We start from the raw sequence: 16,995 nt of genomic DNA on the forward strand, positions 1-16,995 counted from the left end.
CTGAGAGGGCGTAAACCACCTCGAAGAAGACCCCTCCCCCCCCCTTTCTCCCCCGCCTTCCCCCCCTCCTGCCCGAACGTCGGGGGTAGGCGGCCCCGAATCCCGGTTCGGGGCCGCCGCGCTGTGGGGTGCCGGCTTGCCTCAGGTGCAGTTCCGGCCGCTGTTGATGCAGTTGACCGCCTGGTCCATCAGGTTGTCCGGCATCACGTTGATGAAGTCACCGTGGTCGGTGACCGGCTTGTGCAACTGCTCGGGGAAGCTGTCCACCGCGAAGCTCGCGCCCTGCGGCACGTCGTAGGTGATCCGCTGTACGAGCTGCGGCACCGCCGTGAAACCGTTCGGGCAGTTGCCGTCGCGGTCGGAGAACGCCATGTGCGTCCGGTGGTTGGCGCTGTCGATGGAGCGGCCGTCCCAGCAGTTCTGGAAGGCGAAGGTGCGCACCACGTTGGCGCCGTTGGGGCACAGGGGATACTTGTCCTTGAGCTGGCGGTCCTCGAACCCCTCGCAGCTCCAGGACGCGTTGGCGTTGGCCGTGCCGTTGGTGAACGCCTTGGCGTCACCGGTGATGATCTTCAAGAAGCGCGGCATGGCCCGCACCTGGCCGGCCTGGTTGCCGCGGAACTGCAGCGTCACCGAGGCGGGGCGCAGCACCGAGCCGTTGTTGCCGTCGTGCCCGGCACCCGGCTTGTGCTCGGAGGTCCCGTCCAGTTGGCGCAGCACCGGCCAGTAGTGGGTGGAGAGGTCGCCGTTTTGGCAGGTGGTGCCGGAAGCGGCGAGTTTGCGGTCGTTGGAGAAGGCGTCGGTCGCTTCGTTGCCGACGTAGTCGTGGGTGTGGTGGGCGCCGTTGCCGACGCCCGGCGTCACGATGACGTTGTCGGAGTTGAAGTGACCGTTCTCGTTACGGCCGCACTCGGTGGTGAAGGTGCCGGTGGAGGCGCGGTCGCCGCGCGGGGCGGCGAACGGCGGATCGCCGGCGTTGGGCTGGACGGAGGTGATGTCGGCGAAGTCGTCGAGCGAGGGACCGCCCTGCTGCCCCTGGTCCTGCCCCTGGTCCTGTCCCTGATCCTGCTGGTCCTGGCTCTGCTGGTCCTGATCCTGGTTGAAGTCGCCTCCCCAGCCCTGCTGCCCCGAGCCGTCCGCGGACTTCGCGGAGTCCTGGCCGGCCGCACCGGTCCCCGTCGGCTTGGTCGTGCAGCCGCTCAGCCCGGTCAGGTAGGTGGGCCGCTGGGCGCTCTTGGCTATCGCGTCGGCCATCGTCGCGATCGTCCGGCCGCGCTGCTGCTTCAGCCGGTCCAGGACGTCCTCGCCGCCGCCCGCCGTCATCTTCCCGTAGGCGTCCGCCACCTGGCGGTCCAGCGCGGCCAGGCCCTTGGACACCTGCAGTCGCGCCGCGCGCGGCACCTGGCGCAGCTCGTCGCCCACGTCCGGGCAGGAGACGGTGACCGCGGACACGGTGTGCCGCTGGTGGCCGGCCGCCGCGTCCGGCTCGGAGTCGCCGGCCAGCGCGGTGGTGGCGACGGCCGCCAGACCGCCGCCACCCAGCAGCAGGGCGGCCGCCGAGATCAGCATTCTGTTCGTCAACCGCGAGCGTTTATGGGCTTGTTGTTTCTGCCTCATGAGATCACTTCGCTTTGTCGGGGGTGAGGGGTGGGAGGGGTACCGGGTGCCGTGCCGGGCCGGGACATCACCGCCGCGGTCCGGCCCGCGCCCGCCCGGAGTTCATTGGGAGTGGAGGGTGTTGAAGTCGACCTTTCCGGTCTTCTCCAGCATCGTGATGTGGTCCAGGACGACGGTGTTGGCCCGGTTCGCCAGGGCCCGCACCATCGAGTTGCGGGTCTGGTCACGGACCATCGCGACCAGTCCGAAGACCTTGCCGTGGGCGCGGCGCAGCAGCTCCGCGAACACCGGGGCGAAGTCCTCGCCCTGCGCCGCGTTCATCTGACCGAGCCAGCCCTGCTGATCGGCGTTCGGCTGGTTGGGCAGCGGAATGCCCAGCGCCCGCCCGGCCTCCACCGCCCGGCGGTCCAGTTCGGTGTGGCCGGCCACCAGATGGTCGCCGGCCGCGCGCACCGCGGCGGTGGTGCCGCGCTCCTGTGCCTGGCGGCCGGCGGGTAGCTCCCACAGGCCGGCCAGCCTGACCTTGCGCACGAAGTCGCGGTCCAGCGCGGTCAGCGGACCGTAGCGGGTGGAGAGCGTGCCGCGTCCGTCGTCCTCGTAGGCCGGCCCGCTCTGGGCCGCGGCCGCGTTCTCTCCGAAGAGGTGCACCGGCAGCAGCAGCGCCGCGAGCGTGGCCACGAGTGCGCAGACCACCAGCCCGGTGGCGATGGTCCGCCCGGATACTGCGGAGTTGTTGACGATCGACCGCACACGGCCCTCCCGGTTGGTCCCAGTGGTGGCGTCCCGCCGGACCGGCCTGTGCGGCCCACCGGGAACGCCACCGGACGCTAAGCGCCGCGGGCCGTCCGCGGGCCCGGGTCCTCACCCCTGGACAAATAACGGCCGGACCCGGCGCGGCGCTGCTACGGTGCCGCGGGCGGGTCCGGCCGTGTGCCGGGCGCGGACGGCCGCCGCGCGCCGCCCTCCCGTCGCGTGCGCGCCGCGGTCCTCCGGGTGGGGCTCAGCGCGGATGCGGCCCCGTGGCCGCCGGCCGGTGGCGGTCCTCGCACGGCCGCCGGGCCGCGCGCTCGCCCGCGGCGTAGAGCGCGTCGATCTCCGCCGCGTACGCCCGGACGATGGCTGCCCGCCGCAGCTTCAACGACGGCGTCACCAACCCGTCCGCCTGGCTGAACTCGCCCGGCAGGACGCGGAACGCGCGGATGGATTCGGCGCGCGAGACGGCGGCGTTCGCCCGGTCCACCGCCCGCCGCACCTCGGCGTACACCTCCTGCTCCGGCGACAGCCCCTCGCTGTGCGGGCCCTGCCCCGCGCGCAGCCGGTGCCAGTGCGCCAGCGCCTCCGGATCGAGGGTGATCAGCGCGCTGACGTAGGGCCGGTTGTCGCCGACCACCACGCACTGGGAGATCAGCGGATGGGCGCACAGCCGCTCCTCCAGCGCCTGCGGTGCCACGCTCTTGCCGCCGCTGGTGATGATGATGTCCTTCTTGCGGCCGGTGATGACCAGATAGCCGTCCTCGTCCAGGTGCCCGAGGTCGCCGGTCGGCAGCCAGCCGTCGTACAGTCCGCCGTCCGGCGCGCCGTCGTCGTCGAGATAGCCGGCGAACACCACCGCACCGCGCACCCACACCTCGCCGTCCAGCGCCAGATGCACTGCGCTGCCCGGCAGCGGCCGCCCCACCGTCCCGAACCGCACCCGGCCCGGCGGCTGCGCGGTGATCGCGCCGGTGGTCTCCGTCAGGCCGTAGCCGTCATAGACGGTGATGCCGGCCCCGGCGTAGAGCAGCCCCAGCTCCCGGCGCAGCGGCGAGCCGCCGGAGACGGCGGTGCGCACCCGGCCGCCGAGCAGCTCCCGCAGGCGGGAGTACACCAGCCGGTCGTAGAGCGCGTGCCGGGCCCGCAGGAGCGGGTCGGGGCCGCGCCCGGTGCCCCGCTGCCGCTCCGCGACCGCCTCCGCGTGGCGCACCGCCACCGTCATCGCCGCCTCGAACTGCCGCCGCCGGCCGGCCTGTTCGGCGGCCCGGCGGGCGCGGTCGCAGAGCTTCTCGAAGAGGTAGGGGACGCCGAACAGGAACGTCGGCCGGAACGACGCCAGCGCCGGCAGCAGCGCGTCCGTCGACAGGTCCGGCTGGTGACCGAGCAGCACCCCGCCGCGCAGGCACGCCACCTGCACCGTCAGGCCGTAGACATGCGCCAGCGGCAGGAACGCCAGCAGGGACGGGCGTTCGCCGGGCGCGGCCAGCAGCCCGCCCCAGCCCGCGCAGAGCGTGTCGCACTCCGCGGCGATATTGGCGTGGGTGATGACGCAGCCCCGGGGCCGGCCGGTGGTCCCCGAGGTGTGGACGATCGCGGCGACGGCGCCCGGCGTGACCGCGTGGCGCAGCCGGTGCACGTCGGCGTCGGCCAGCCGGGTGCCCTCCTCGCGGAGCCGCCGTACGCAGTCCCGGTCGAGCTGCCAGATCCGCCGCAGCCCCGACCCCGCGTCGCAGGCCGCCGCCACCGTCATCGCGTGCGCCTCGTGCTCCACGAGGATCGCGGAGACCCGCGCACCGGACAGGATGCAGCGCAACTGCTCGGCGGAGGCGGTCGGATAGACGGGTACGAGCTCGGCGCCGATCGCCCACACGGCATAGCTGAAGAGCGTCCACTCGTAGCGGGTCCGGGACATCAGCGCGACCCGGGTCCCCGGACGCACCCCGTCGGTCAGCAGCCCCTTGGCCAGCGCCATGACCTCGTCGCGGAAGGCGGCCGCGGTCACCTCCCGCCAGGTGCCCGGCGCTCCGGCGTCGCGGCGGGCGAGCTGGACGAGATCCGGGCGCAGTTCGGCGGTGTCGAAGACCGAGTCGGCGAGACCGCCGGTCCGCAGTGGAGCCGCCAGGGCCGGAACGCTGATATCGCGCACAGCACCTCCTAGGTGTTCCCCCTGATCCGCCGCAGGTCCCGCGGCAGGCAGGGCAAGCTACCGGCCGGTCTGCCGGTTGCCCAGGTCTATGGCTACTCTTGAGCGGAAGACGACAAGTCCCGCGCACGCGACGGCGCGGCATGATCAACCACTCGGGGAGGAGGACGCCGGATGCACCGCATCGCCGATGCCTGGCGGCTCTCCCTCTCCGCCCTGTTCTTCCTCCTCGCCGGATTCCTGCTGTCGCAGTCCGGCCTCGTGACGGCGCTCACCGCCGCCGCGACCGCCGCCGCCGTGCTGCTGCTGTGCAGCGCCCTGTTGATCGCCGCCGTCGCCCGCCCGGTACCACCGGGCCGCGTCCGTACGGCCATCCGCGACCGCGAGCGGCGTACGGCGTTCCTGCCGCAGCGCGATCCCGACGCGGCGGGCCGCCCCCGCCCCCGAGCACCGGGCCGCGCCCTCCCGACGGCCGCGTAGGCGCACCGCTTCCCGCTGCGCCCCGCGCGGCTCGTCACGCCGATGCCCCGGCACGTCCGGGGCCATCCACCCGGCACGACGAGACCCGTGGAGGGCTCCCCCATGTCCGTTTTCGGCATACTCGGCGACGCGCTGGCGCGCGGCGCCGCGGCGATCGACCCGCTCTTCGGCACCGCGGCCACCGCTGTCGCCATCGTCCTGTTCACCCTCGGCGTGCGCGCCGCGCTGCACCCGCTCGCCCGCGCGGCGGCCCGCGGCGAGAAGGCGCGCGCCGCCCTCGCCCCGCAGCTCGCCGCGCTCCAGCGCAAGCACAAGGACAACCCCGAACGCCTCCGGAAGGCGATGGCCGACCTGTACGCCGAGACGGGCGCCTCCCCCCTCGCCGGCTGCCTGCCGACCCTGATCCAGCTCCCCGTCTTCCTCGTCATGTACCACCTCTTCTCCACCGGGGGCGGCGGGCTGCTCGACCACACCCTGCTGGGCGCGCCGCTCGGCGGTCACTGGGGCCAGGCCCTCGCCGACGGCGGGGTGTTCGGCCCGCGGGGCCTGGTCTACCTGGGGCTGTTCGCCCTGATCGCGGCGGTCGCCACCTGGAACTTCCGGCGCGCACGGGCCGCGGTCGCGGCCGCCCCGCAGCCTGCCGCGGGCGACCGGGGCACGCCGCCCGGCCCGGGCGGAATGGCGAAGATCATGCCGCTGCTGTCCTTCGGCACGCTGATCACGGTGGCCGTGGTGCCGCTGGCCGCCGGGCTCTACACGGTGACGACCGTGACCTGGACGGCGTGTGAGCGGGCGCTGCTGCACCGGGAGCGGGGCCGTGCCGGAACCTCCGTCGCGGGCAGGCCCGCGACCGAGGAGACGGGAATCGTTACTACCGCTCAGTAACGGTCCAGTCCGTGAACGAGGTCTTGCGGAGTGGACCGCCTTCTTGGAGGATCGACCAAATCGCTCGATGGCCGTCCCCCATCGGCCGGACCGGAAGGACCCTTCCGGTCCGACCTTCGACCACGGGAGTTGTACCGATGAAGCTGCTGCGTGTCGGAACGGTGGGGGCGGAACGCCCGGCGCTGCTCGACCGGACCGGGGTCCTGCGGGACCTGTCAGGCCATGTACCGGACATCGACGGGACGCTCCTCGCGGACGACGAGACGCTGGCGCGCATCCGTGCCGCCGCGGACTCCGGCGGACTGCCCGCGCTCGACGCCACCGGACTGCGCACCGGCCCGCCGGTGGGCCGGATAGGCAAGGTCGTGTGTATCGGGCTGAACTACCACGACCACGCCCGGGAGACGGGGGCCGCGATCCCCGAGGAGCCGATCATCTTCATGAAGGCTCCGGACACGGTCGTCGGCCCCGACGACACGGTGCTCGTGCCGCGGGGCAGCGTGAAGACCGACTGGGAGGTGGAGCTGGCGGTCGTCATCGGCCGCACGGCCCGCTACCTGGAGAGCGACGAGCAGGCCCTGGCGGCCGTCGCCGGCTACACCATCGCGCACGACGTCTCCGAGCGCGCGTTCCAGATCGAGCGCGGCGGCCAGTGGGACAAGGGCAAGAACTGCGAGACGTTCAACCCGCTGGGCCCCTGGCTGGTGACCGCCGACGAGGTGCCCGACCCGCAGGCGCTCGGCGTCCGCCTGTGGGTCAACGGCGAGCTCAAGCAGGACGGCTCGACCGCCGACCAGATCTTCCCGGTGGCCGAAGTGGTCCGCTACGTCAGCCAGTTCATGACCCTCTACCCGGGCGACGTCATCAACACCGGCACCCCGGCCGGCGTGGCCATGGGCCAGCCGGAGCCCAAGCCGTACCTGCGGGCCGGGGACGTCGTGGAGCTGGAGATCGACGGCCTGGGCCACCAGCGCCAGGAACTGAAGGACGCCTGACGGCCGTCCGGCGACGAGGGGCGAGGGCGGCCGGTGCCCGAACAGGCACCGGCCGCCCTTGGCCGCCGCGCCGCTCCCCGTCGCTCCGGCGGTGTTCAGCCCGCCGGATGCAGATAACGCTCTGGATCCAGATAACGCTCCAGGGCCTCGACGACCAGCGCGTGGTCGTCGGCCTGGGGCAGGCCGGAGACCGCGACCGCGCCGATGACGCCCGTGCCGCGCAGTCGGATCGGGAAGGCGCCGCCGTGCGCGGCGTAGCGGTCCGGGTTCAGCCGGCTGAACTCCTCGAACGTGCGGCCCTTGGCGCGGAAGCGGGCGCCGACCAGGTAGGAGGACTCGGCGTAGCGCTCGACGACGGCGCATTTGCGGGCGATCCAGGCGTCGTTGTCGGCGGACGTGCCGGGCGAGGCGTAGTGGAACAGCCGCTGCGCGCCGCGCCGGATGCCGATCGTCACCGCGGCGCCGCGCTCACGGGCGAGCTCCACCAGCAGCGAACCCAGGCGCCAGGCGTCGTCGTTGCCGAACCTCTCGAACACCAGGCGCTCCTCCTGGCCCGTCAGCTCACGGATCTCCTCGGCCGCCCCCGGCGTACCGGCCGCGCTCACGCGCCCGCCCCGATCCGGACCGTACGGCCCTCGGCGGCCGACAGCTTCGCGGCCTCCAGGACGCGCAGCGCGGCGGCCGCCTCGGCGGCGGTCACCGGCGGGCGGCCGCCCTCGCGCAGCGCCCGCGCGATGGCCTCGTAGTAGGCCGGGTAGTCGCCCGGCAGCGTCGGCACGGGATCCCCGCCACCGGTTCGCGGCGACTCGCCCGAGCCCAGCAGGCCCCAGTCGGACTCCGGCTCCACGCCCCACGCCGTACCGTCCGCCCCGGGCCGCAGGCCGGCCCGCAGCGCGGCCTCCTGCGGATCGAGGCCGTACTTCACATAGCCGGCCGTGCTGCCCAGCACCCGGAAGCGGGGGCCGAGTCGGGCGGTGGTGGCGCTCATCCACAGATGGGAGCGGACGCCGCTCGCGTGGGTGAGGGCGAGGAAGGTGTCGTCGTCGGCGGCCGCTCCCGGGCGGCGGATGTCGGACTCGGCGTAGACCGAGACCGCCGGGCCGAAGAGGGTCAGCGCCTGGTCGACGAGGTGACTGCCCAGGTCGTAGAGGAGTCCGCCGATCTCGGCCGGGTCACCGGACTCGCGCCAGCCGCCCTTGGGCCGCGGCCGCCAGCGCTCGAAGCGCGACTCGAAGCGCTGGACGTCCCCGAGCACACCGTCCTCGACCAGGGTGCGCACGGTGCGGAAGTCGTTGTCCCAGCGGCGGTTCTGGAAGACGGAGAGCAGCAGTCCCCGGTCGTCGGCGAGCGCGGCGAGCTTCTCGGCCTCGGCGGCCGTCGCGGCGAGCGGCTTGTCGACAACCACCGGCAGACCGGCTTCCAGCGCCGCGGTGGCGAGCGGCACATGCGTCTTGTTCGGCGTCGCCAGCACGATCAGATCAAGGTCGGCGGCGCGGTCGAGGACGGCCTCGGGGGTGGCGACCGTACGGACCTGGGGGTGCTCGGCGCGGGCCTGCGCCTGCCGGTCGGGGTGCGCGGTCGAGACGGTGTCGAGCACCAGGCCGTCGGCGGCGGCGATCAGCGGGGCGTGGAAGACCGAGCCGGCCAGACCGTAACCGAGGAGGCCGACGCGGAGCGGGGCGCGGGTGCCGGGGGTGTCGGAGGGGTCGGAAGTGCCGGGGGAGCTGCTCATGGCGTCCACTTAAGCAACGCTGTTGCCAAAGTGCAAGCGGTGCGGACAATGGGTGGGTGACCAGCAACGATCCCGAGAACCAGGGTGCCCTTCCGACGACCGTGCGGGAGGGGGAGGAGCGCGCGCCGGGGGGCGCGGCCGAGCCCGGGGCCGCCACCGGCGCCAACCTCCCCGCGCTGCGCGGCCACAACACCGCCCTGGTCCTGGGCCTGTTGCGGGCGGCGGGGGAGGCGGGTGTCAGCCGGCTGGAGCTGGCCGAGCACACCGGGCTGACCCCGCAGGCCGTCAGCAAGATCACCGCACGGCTGCGGGCGGAGGGCCTGGCGGCGGAGGCGGGCCGCCGCGCGTCGACGGGCGGCAAACCGCGCACCGTCCTACGGCTGGTGCCCGGCGCCCGGCACGCCGTCGGCCTGCACCTCGACCGCGACGAGCTCACCGCCGTCCTCACCGACCTCGCGGGCGAGGCGGTCGCGGTCCGCCGCGCCCCGCTCGCCTTCGAAGCGGGCGCCGCGCGGGTGCTCGCCGGCGTCGAGCGGGAGGTCGCGGCGCTGCGCGCGGCGGCCGGCGGACCGCCGGTACTGGGCGTCGGCGTGGCCTGCCCCGGCCCCCTGGACCACCGCACCGGCGTACTGCACCGGGTGACCGGCGCCCCCCGGTGGGACGGCTTCCCGCTGCGCGACGCGCTCGCCGCCCGGCTCGGCCTGCCCGTCGTGCTCGACAAGGACACCAACGCCGCCGCGCTCGGCCTGGCCCAGCACGCGCCGGGCACCGGGTCGTTCGCGTACCTGCACCTGGGCACCGGGCTGGGCGCCGGACTCGTCCTCGGCGGCGCCCTCTACCGGGGGCCGCGCACCGGCGCGGGCGAATTCGGGCACCAGATCCTGCAGTGGGACGGGCCGCGCTGCGACTGCGGCCGGCGGGGCTGCGTCGAGGCACTGTGCCTGGCGGCGGTCGCGTCCGGCGACCGGGCCCGCGCCGCCCGGGTATGGGGCGTGGCCGCCGCCAACCTCGTCGAACTGCTCGACATCGACCGGATCCTGCTGGGCGGCCGCACCGTACTGGCCGACCCGGACGAGTTCCTGACCGGCGTGGCCCAGGAGCTCACCGAGCGGGCCCGGACGCGGGGCGGACCCACGCCGACGGTGGAAGTGGCCCCGGGCGGGGCGCGCGTGGTGGCGAACGGCGCGGCACAACTGATCCTCGCGCCCCTGTTCGGCCCCCACACGCCCACTCTCGCCACCCACCGGGACACCGCCGGCCACACCTCCCGGCCGGTGGGCGGCGGCCGTCCGTCCACTAACCCGGACGGCCGGAAAGTCATCTGATAAGGGGGGATTCGGCGTCTGGTCGGGTGCACCCCTGCCCGGACCTCCCCGCGGCGCGCGCCGGACGTGGCAGGGTCCTGAAGTACGCCGCAAGTAGGCCGCAAGTACGCCGCCCACCACGGTCCTTCACGGTCCTCCGGTCGGGCGCGTGTGCCGCATGCCTGCTGGCGATGTCCTGTCCGATGCCGCAGCCGACGCCGACGCCGACGCCGACGCCGACGCCGACGCCGATGCCGCAGCCGACGCCGACGCCGACGCCGCAGCCGACGCCGATGGCGTTTCCTGCCCGCGCCTTCACGGCTTCTTGTCTCCCTGCCTGTCCCTATATCTGCCCCATCTGCCCCATCTGCCCCATCTGTCCCCGTACCCGTCCCACGCCGATGTCCTCCGCAGCCCCTCAGCCCTCACCGCCCTCACCCTTCGTCCCACCCCTGTCCCCAGCCCGCCGACCGAGCAGCGGAGGATCGTCATGCATCCGTCCGGCGCCCCCACGCCCCCCGTACGCACTGCCCGTTGCCCACGCCCGGACCGCGCTGATCCCTCGTCCGGCCGACCGCTCGGGCCACGGGCCGCCGGTACCCGTAGAGCCGCACGCGGGGCACTCACCGCCGGCCTGCTGACCGGTCTCCTCGGTGGCGCGGCGGCGCTCGGCACGGTGCTCGCTCCCGGCACGGCACGGGCCGAGACCGCCGCGCGGGGCCCGGCCGGCCCGGCCGCGTACACCCGCCCGGACACCCCGGCCGGCCCCGTGCCCACCGTCTCCTGCGGCCGCCCGGACAGTACGACGTTCCCCGTCACCTCCCGCCTCAACGGCGGGCCGCGCGCCTACCCGGCCGGCGGCGGCTGGCAGACCTGGCAACTGGAGCTGCGCAACACCACCGACGCCGCCTGCGAGGACGTCCACCCCGTCGTCGTCCTCCTCGCCGCCCACCACGCGCTGCGTCCCGAACGGATCCGACTGGAGTACCGCGATCCGGCGGGCGGCGGCTGGCGGCCGGTCGCGTTCGAGTCCACCGACCGCGACGAACAGATCGGCGTCTTCGCCAAGGGCGCCGACGACGCGGGCGCGGCGGACGGAGGCGGCGCGCCGGAGGGCGGCCGGGCCAGGACCGGCGGGGCCGACGCCAAGGGGCTGACCGTGCCGGGCAAGGGGACCGCGACCGTCCCCCTGCGGCTGCGCTTCACCCCGGACACGCCACCGGACGACATCACCGCCAAGGTCACCACCGTCCAACGCCGGGGCGCCGACGGCGAATGGATCGCCCAGTCCGACGACTACCGCTTCGCCATCCGCCCCGCCGCCTCCCACGCCCCCGGCCAGCCCGCACCCCCCTTCACCCGCGCCTCTCCCGGCGCCCCGCCCGCACCCCGCCTCCCCGCCCCGCCCTCGCAACTCGCCACCACCGGCCACGGTCCCGTCCTCCTCTTCGGCGCGGTCGCCGCGTGCCTGCTCCTGGGCGGCGGCCTGCTCTTCCTCGCCGCCCGCCGCCTCCGCGGCTGAGCGCCGCTCCGGCCGCCCGTCATCGCCTCGCGTTCGCCACCCGGCGCCGGGCAGGGGAGCCCCGCCGCCCCCTGACTTAGGGTGGGGACGTCGGCCGTACGTGCGAGACGCGCGTCACAGAGGTGGCGCGCGCCGGGTGCGGTACGCGGTCGGCGCCCCTGGTCAACACGCACGGCAGGAGTCCGGCAGTGGCAGAGCGCAAGCCGATCGAGTCATGGCTCACCGATATGGACGGCGTCCTGATGCACGAGGGGATCCCGGTGCCCGGGGCGGACGCTTTCATCAAGCGGCTGCGGGAATCGGGCAAGCCCTTCCTGGTGCTGACCAACAATTCCATGTACACCCCGCGTGACCTGCACGCCCGGCTGTCCCGTATCGGCCTGGACGTGCCGTGGGAGTCGATCTGGACGTCCGCGCTGGCCACCGCCCAGTTCCTGGACGACCAGCGGCCCGGTGGCACCGCGTACGTCATCGGCGAGGCGGGCCTGACGACCGCGCTGCACGACATCGGCTACGTCCTGACCGACCACGCCCCGGACTACGTCGTCCTCGGCGAGACCCGTACGTACAGCTTCGAGGCGCTGACCAAGGCGATCCGGCTGATCAACGGCGGCGCCCGGTTCATCGCCACCAACCCCGACGAGACCGGCCCATCGGCGCAGGGCGCGCTGCCCGCGACCGGGTCGGTGGCCGCGCTGATCACCAAGGCGACGAGCGTCGAGCCGTACTTCGTCGGCAAGCCCAACCCGCTGATGATGCGCCACGGACTCAACGTCATCGGCGCCCACTCCGAGACGTCCGCCATGATCGGCGACCGGATGGACACCGACGTGCTGGCCGGCCTGGAGGCGGGCATGGAGACCTTCCTGGTGCTGACCGGCCTGACCCGCCCGGAGGAGGTCGAGCGGCACCCGTTCCGCCCGTCCCGTGTCGTCGACTCCATCGCGGACATCGTCGACCTGGTCTGACGCCGGGGCACGAGCGCCCGTTGGGGCAGCGCGACCGCCCGCGTTCGGGGCAGCGCGAGCCCCGCGCGGGGGTAGCACGACCGCCCGCGCCCGCGGGCGGCGGCTCGGCTACTCGTTCGGCGCACCGCCTCACCTGGAAGGCGCAGCGCCGGACCGTACCGGGTGCGGGCGGTCTCACCCGGGTGGATCTTCGGAGTATGCGGAGGTTCACCAGGCGCGCACCGGGACTCACCCTCTGTGCCGCGCTCGCGGTCTGCGCGGCGACGACGGCGCCCGCCCGCGCAGGGGACGAGCGCGGCGCGCGGACCTCCACGGCCTCCGCCGCTGCCGCCGCGGTGGGGGTACCGGCGATGCTCGCCACGGCCGGGGACTCCGTCACGCTCGCCCCGGCAGGGGACTCCGTCACGCTCGCCCCGGCCGGTGCGGGGACGACGGCTCCCGCCTCCTCCACGGATTCCCTCGCCCCCGCCCCGCCGGGCGTCTTCGTCACCCCCGCCTCGGCCGTGCCCGGGAGCAGGGTCGGTCTGCGGGTGAGGGGTTGCGCAGCCCGGGCGGCCGGGGCCCGTTCGGCGGCCTTCATCGGTACGATCCCGCTCGCGCGCGGTGGTGACGGGCCCACGGGCGACCTGTTCGGCGCCGCCCACATCCGCGCCGACGCCGTCGCCGGTACGTATCCCGTCACGGTCTCCTGCCCTGGTCGGCCGGGCCGTGGGGGGCGGGTCGGGGCCGATGGGCGGGCCGGAGCGGATGGGCGGGATGGGCGGGACGGGCCCGATCGGCGGGGGGCCGAGCCCGATGGGCGGGACGGCCCTGGCGGTCCCGACAGGCGGGGTGGCCCCGGCGGTCCCGACAGGCGGGACAGCCCCGGTGGCCACGACGGGCTGGACGTGCCGGACGTGCCGGACGGCGTGCAGGGTTCGGGCGGCTCGGCGGGCCCGGAGGGCTCGGCGGGTCCGGGCGACTCGGCTGCACCGGAGGGCTCGGCGGCTCCGGGCGGCTCGGCAGGCCCGGGTGGCTCGGCGGCCCCAGAGGGCTCAGTGGCCCCCAACGGTCCGGCGAGCCTTGCACGTTCGGCGGGCCCGGGTGGCCGCACGGTCACGGTCGTCGGGGCGCTACGGGTCGTCGCCGCCCCCTCCGGAGCGGCCCGTTCCAGGGACGGCGCGCACCCCGCGGCGCGGGCCACCCCCCTCGACTCGGCGGGCCCGGCCGGCCGGCCCGCCTCCGACCACGAACTGAGCAGCACGGCCGCCGTGGGCCTGGTGCTGGCCGGCGGCGCGCTCCTCGTCATCGCGGGACAACTGCTCCGGCTCCGGCTGCGGCTGCGACGGGAACGGCAGGGGGGCGGGGATGGCGGCTGACGACGGCCGGGCGGGCCCGCCCGGTGCCGGTCATGGGCAACTGCTGACCGGCGTGGCCTGGGCGGTCCTGCTGCTGGGCCTGTGGCTGTGGGGCCGCGACCTGACGGCCGGCGCCGCCGGCGGGCTCCCCACCACCGGCGACATCGCGGCCGTCGGCCGCCCCGCCGGCCGCGCCGCACCGGCCGCCCACGGACCGGCACCGGCGGACGCGGCCGTCATCCCCACCCAGGTCACCATCGACGCCCTCGGGGTACGCGCCGCCGTCATCGGGCGCGGACTCGACGCGCACGGCACGGTGACCCCGCCGCCCCAGGCCGCGCCGGACCTCGTCGGCTGGTACGCCGACGGCCCGTCACCGGGCGCGCGCGGCACCTCCCTCCTCGTCGGCCGGGCCGGTGGATCCCCCGCCCACCGCGCCCACCGCGCCCACGCGGACACCGACCCCGACAGCGAACCCGGCCCCCACACCGGCACCCGCAGGGCCGTCTTCCAGGGGCTGGCCGGCATCAAGCCGGGCAACCACGTCGACGTACAGCGCTCGGACGGCAGCACCGCCCGGTTCACCGTCGAGGACGTCCGGCTCTACGACCGCGAACACTTCGACGCCCGGCGCGCCTACGCCACCCGCGAGCCGGGCCGCCCGGAACTCCGCCTGATCAGCACCGCCGACACCTCCGAGACGCCCCAGCCTCCCTCCGATGCCCACGCCGTCGTCGTTTCCGCCTACCTCACAGACCTCGACGCCAACCCGAGCCCAGCCACCGGCTGACCGCCAAACCCCCACCGGACCGCTCCGCCCTCCCCCACCGGACCGCTCCGCCCTCCCGCACCGGACCGCCCCCCTCCTCCCCACGGCCGTCCTCCCCCCTTCCCGACGGCCCGTCATCACGTTTTCCACAGGCCCGCTTTCCCTCCGCGGCCGTGTGCCACGATGGGTTCGGCCGGCGGGGCTCCGCCGGCCGGGATCCTTGCTCCGAGGGGGGAGTGGATGTACGGCAGTCTGCGGAAGGCCGGGAGCGGCCCGCCCGGTGCGCACCGTTCCGGCCGATGGCGCACGGCGCTCGGCGCGGTGGTGGCGATGGGGGCCCTGCTGCTCGCCGGATGCTTATCCGGGCCCGACGAAGGCACGGACGGCGGCGCCATCCCACCCGCACCGAAGCAACGCCCCAAATCCGTCGTGCCGTTCTGGGTCAACCCCGATGGCAAGGCGGCCCGCCAGGTCAGCGCCTACGGCAAGGACCGCAAGTCCGCCGACGCCCGGCTCGTCGGCAAGATCGCGGCGCAGCCGGTCGCCGAGTGGATCGGCGTCGAGGACCCCGAGGGCGAGGCGCGCGGTTTCACCCAGGCGGCCGCCGCCGCCGACCGCGAGGCCCTGCTCGTCCTCTACAACATCCCGCACCGTGACTGCGGCAGCTACTCCCGGGGCGGCGCCGCCGACGGCAACGCCTACCGCGCCTGGCTGGACGGCGTCCTCAAAGGCATCGGCGACCGCGCCGCCACCGTCATCCTGGAACCGGACGCCTTGCCGCACATCGAGGACAAGTGCACCCCGCAGCAGTTCCACGAGGAGCGCTACGCCCTCCTGGCGGAAGCGGTCGGCAAGTTGAAGAAGCTGGCACACACCAAGGTCTATCTGGATGCCGGCAACCCGCACTGGATAAAGGACCCGGGTCGGATGGCCGAGCCGCTGAAGCGGGCCGGCATCGATCGGGCCGACGGCTTCGCGCTGAACACCTCCAACTACCAGACCACCAAGGAGAACATCCGCTACGGCAAGCGGCTGGCCGCGATGGTCGGCGGCAAGCACTTCGTGATCGACACCAGCCGCAACGGCAAGGGCCCGGCACCCGGCGGTGACGTGCCGGAGAACTGGTGCAACCCGCCCGGTCGGGCGCTGGGCACGCCACCCACGACCAGAACCGGCGAGCCGGGCGTGGACGCCTACCTGTGGATAAAGCGGCCGGGGGAGTCGGACGGCACCTGCAAGGGCGGCCCCAAGGCCGGCGCCTGGTGGCCCGAGTACGCCCTCCAACTGGCCCGCAACGCGAAGGACTAGCGCCGCGCCGGGGGAGAGAAGGACGCGAGAGGCGTCACCGGGAGGGGAGGGGGGCGGGGCGAGCTGCGGCGCCGACTGCTCCCGGGCCGGCTGGTCGTGTACTTCGTGTTCGCGCTGTGCCTGTTCGCCCGGGAGTCCTACGAGGAGGTGATTCGCATGCTGACCAGCGGTATACCTGGCAGCCGGGTCCTGGCCCGGGTCAACCCGCTCGTCGCTGTGCCCTAAGCAAGCTACAAACAGCCGTATGCGGGGCTACGCTCGTGAAGTCGCTCCGATGCCATCGCCGTGCTGTTATTGACTCAGCGTCAGGTCAATGAGTTGAGCCTGTTTGCCGGGCCTTCGAACTTGAGCGGTGTGGCACCGGCGCGCGCTGACCGTCTCCCTTTCCCACGACGAAATCGAATTTTCGCGGGAAGGTGGGACCTCCCTCCACCGGAAGGACCTCCCCATGCGCCTGACGCGCACCGCAGCCCTGACCACCGCCACCGCGCTCGCCCTGCTGCTTCCCGCCGCCAACGCCCACGCCGCCGCCATCGCCTGCGGCGGCTCCGTCTCCACCCAGGGCATCGCCGCCAACGGCTGCATCAGCGCCGAAAGGGGCAAGGAAGGACGCATCCACCTCCGCGATATCAAAGCCCACGTCGTCCTGTCCAACACCCGCCCCCACGCCGCCTACGTCGAGTACGAAGCCTTCTTCCGCGTCGTCTCCGGCGGCCACTGGGTCAAAATCGGCAACGGACGCACCCTCGTCCCCCGCCGCACCACCACTGGCCCCATCGAAATCGGCAGCACCACCCGCGTCTGCTTCGTCGTCAACGCCAAGGTCGAGATCCGCGTCCACGTCAGACCCGCAAGAGGCGCCTGGAGCAACTGGACCGGCGCCGCGACCTCCCAGTGCCAGACCTGACCGCCACGGCGCCCCGCGCACGCCGTCCCCGTGAAACCCCAGGCGGAAATTTTCGCGGGGACGACGTGCTCCGCCACGGACCCCAGTAGTCATCCAGCGGCTCCCTGCGCCTCCCTGCGGCTCTCACAGCGGCTTCCCGTGGCGCTATACCGTGTCTTCCGCATCTCCCAGCCCCCGACAGGGGCTTTTGCTCCCGTCCCAGTAGCTGTCCGGAAGGTTCCCCCAGGCCAAGCCCCGGTCGGTGGCGACGAACGCATTGACCGGCAGAGTTCCCG

At 74.2% G+C, this 16,995-nt stretch carries 16 protein-coding genes; 11 read left to right on the forward strand and 5 right to left on the reverse strand.

Going from position 1 to position 16,995, the window contains the following annotated elements; genetic code table 11:
• Positions 1-141 precede the first annotated feature (141 nt).
• The 3 genes from ACZ45Z_RS04525 to ACZ45Z_RS04535 all read right to left on the reverse strand — a co-directional run bounded on the left by ACZ45Z_RS04525 (position 142) and on the right by ACZ45Z_RS04535 (position 4,516).
• Entirely contained in the window at positions 142-1,569 is a 1,428-nt protein-coding gene (locus ACZ45Z_RS04525; RefSeq protein WP_468357327.1) for a DUF1996 domain-containing protein, read from the reverse strand.
• A 150-nt stretch (positions 1,570-1,719) separates the two neighbouring features.
• On the reverse strand, positions 1,720-2,367 hold the full coding sequence (locus ACZ45Z_RS04530; protein ID WP_468355974.1) for a DUF4142 domain-containing protein: 648 nt from the start codon (positions 2,365-2,367) through the stop codon (positions 1,720-1,722).
• A gap of 250 nt (positions 2,368-2,617) precedes the next feature.
• Positions 2,618-4,516 carry an AMP-dependent synthetase/ligase gene (locus ACZ45Z_RS04535; RefSeq protein WP_468355977.1) on the reverse strand — a complete coding sequence of 633 codons (1,899 nt, stop codon included), beginning with the start codon at positions 4,514-4,516 and terminating at the stop codon, positions 2,618-2,620.
• A 171-nt stretch (positions 4,517-4,687) separates the two neighbouring features.
• Between ACZ45Z_RS04535 and ACZ45Z_RS04540 the strand changes: the two genes are divergently transcribed.
• From ACZ45Z_RS04540 to ACZ45Z_RS04550, 3 genes are all read left to right on the forward strand, one after another.
• Positions 4,688-4,993 (forward strand): DUF6412 domain-containing protein, encoded by a 306-nt coding sequence (locus ACZ45Z_RS04540; RefSeq protein WP_468355980.1) that lies wholly within the window; start codon positions 4,688-4,690, stop codon positions 4,991-4,993.
• Positions 4,994-5,095: 102 nt separating this feature from the next.
• Positions 5,096-5,878 carry a YidC/Oxa1 family membrane protein insertase gene (locus ACZ45Z_RS04545; protein WP_468355983.1) on the forward strand — a complete coding sequence of 261 codons (783 nt, stop codon included), beginning with the start codon at positions 5,096-5,098 and terminating at the stop codon, positions 5,876-5,878.
• A gap of 137 nt (positions 5,879-6,015) precedes the next feature.
• Complete coding sequence (locus ACZ45Z_RS04550; protein ID WP_468355986.1) at positions 6,016-6,873, forward strand: fumarylacetoacetate hydrolase family protein; 858 nt, start codon at positions 6,016-6,018, stop codon at positions 6,871-6,873.
• Positions 6,874-6,968: 95 nt separating this feature from the next.
• Here the strand turns inward: ACZ45Z_RS04550 and ACZ45Z_RS04555 are convergent, their stop codons facing one another.
• The gene (locus tag ACZ45Z_RS04555) at positions 6,969-7,478 is read right to left on the reverse strand and encodes a heme-degrading domain-containing protein (RefSeq protein ID WP_468355989.1); all 510 of its coding nucleotides are present in this window, start codon (positions 7,476-7,478) and stop codon (positions 6,969-6,971) included.
• The gene (locus tag ACZ45Z_RS04560; RefSeq protein ID WP_468355992.1) at positions 7,475-8,605 is read right to left on the reverse strand and encodes a Gfo/Idh/MocA family oxidoreductase; all 1,131 of its coding nucleotides are present in this window, start codon (positions 8,603-8,605) and stop codon (positions 7,475-7,477) included. Before ACZ45Z_RS04560 ends, ACZ45Z_RS04555 begins: the two co-directional genes overlap by 4 nt.
• Before the next feature lie 56 nt (positions 8,606-8,661).
• Here ACZ45Z_RS04560 and ACZ45Z_RS04565 point away from each other — a divergent pair, with 56 nt between their 5' ends.
• From ACZ45Z_RS04565 to ACZ45Z_RS04600, 8 genes are all read left to right on the forward strand, one after another.
• The gene (locus tag ACZ45Z_RS04565; RefSeq protein WP_468355995.1) at positions 8,662-9,930 is read left to right on the forward strand and encodes an ROK family transcriptional regulator; all 1,269 of its coding nucleotides are present in this window, start codon (positions 8,662-8,664) and stop codon (positions 9,928-9,930) included.
• A 157-nt stretch (positions 9,931-10,087) separates the two neighbouring features.
• A complete protein-coding gene (locus tag ACZ45Z_RS04570; protein ID WP_468355997.1) occupies positions 10,088-11,431 on the forward strand; it encodes a hypothetical protein in 1,344 nt (447 codons plus the stop codon).
• 188 nt (positions 11,432-11,619) lie between these two features.
• Positions 11,620-12,399: an HAD-IIA family hydrolase gene (locus tag ACZ45Z_RS04575; protein WP_468356000.1), complete on the forward strand. Its 780-nt coding sequence runs from the start codon at positions 11,620-11,622 to the stop codon at positions 12,397-12,399.
• Positions 12,400-12,596: 197 nt separating this feature from the next.
• Positions 12,597-13,757, forward strand: a complete 1,161-nt coding sequence (locus tag ACZ45Z_RS04580; protein WP_468356003.1) for a hypothetical protein — start codon at positions 12,597-12,599, stop codon at positions 13,755-13,757.
• On the forward strand, positions 13,747-14,526 hold the full coding sequence (locus tag ACZ45Z_RS04585) for a class F sortase (protein ID WP_468356006.1): 780 nt from the start codon (positions 13,747-13,749) through the stop codon (positions 14,524-14,526). Before ACZ45Z_RS04580 ends, ACZ45Z_RS04585 begins: the two co-directional genes overlap by 11 nt.
• A 219-nt stretch (positions 14,527-14,745) precedes the next feature.
• Positions 14,746-15,813 carry a glycoside hydrolase family 6 protein gene (locus tag ACZ45Z_RS04590; RefSeq protein WP_468356009.1) on the forward strand — a complete coding sequence of 356 codons (1,068 nt, stop codon included), beginning with the start codon at positions 14,746-14,748 and terminating at the stop codon, positions 15,811-15,813.
• Positions 15,814-15,876: 63 nt separating this feature from the next.
• On the forward strand, positions 15,877-16,038 hold the full coding sequence (locus ACZ45Z_RS04595) for a transposase domain-containing protein (RefSeq protein WP_468357330.1): 162 nt from the start codon (positions 15,877-15,879) through the stop codon (positions 16,036-16,038).
• A 223-nt stretch (positions 16,039-16,261) separates the two neighbouring features.
• A complete protein-coding gene (locus ACZ45Z_RS04600) occupies positions 16,262-16,720 on the forward strand; it encodes a hypothetical protein (protein WP_468356012.1) in 459 nt (152 codons plus the stop codon).
• Positions 16,721-16,995: the final 275 nt, after the last annotated feature.

It is taken from the genome of Streptomyces sp. NPDC031210 (genome assembly GCF_055570395.1).